At 51.9% G+C, this 364-nt stretch carries 1 protein-coding gene; it reads left to right on the plus strand.

Annotated elements, in window-relative coordinates:
* Positions 1-364 (plus strand): integrase core domain-containing protein (locus A7090_RS24755; RefSeq protein ID WP_157941502.1); only part of this gene is annotated, 364 nt, incomplete at both ends.

Genomic DNA, 364 nt, shown 5'->3' on the forward strand with positions numbered 1-364 from the left:
TCTCATCGTCTATGGAAACGACATTCGTGCTGGATGCGCTGGAGCAGGCGTTGTGGGCCCGTCGTCCGTCTGGCACCATCCATCACAGCGATAAAGGCTCTCAGTATGTGTCACTGGCCTATACGGAGCGACTAAAAGAAGCCGGATTACTGGCATCAACAGGGAGTACAGGCGACTCGTATGACAACGCGATGGCTGAGAGCATCAATGGTCTTTACAAAGCGGAGGTAATACACCGTAAGAGCTGGAAAAACCGTGCAGAAGTGGAACAGGCCACACTAACGTGGGTGGACTGGTATAACAATCGACGATTGCTGGAAAGGCTGGGCCATATTCCTCCGGCAGAAGCAGAAAAAGCGTATTA

The sequence above is a fragment of the Escherichia sp. MOD1-EC7003 genome (genome assembly GCF_002965065.1).
GTDB lineage: Bacteria > Pseudomonadota > Gammaproteobacteria > Enterobacterales > Enterobacteriaceae > Escherichia.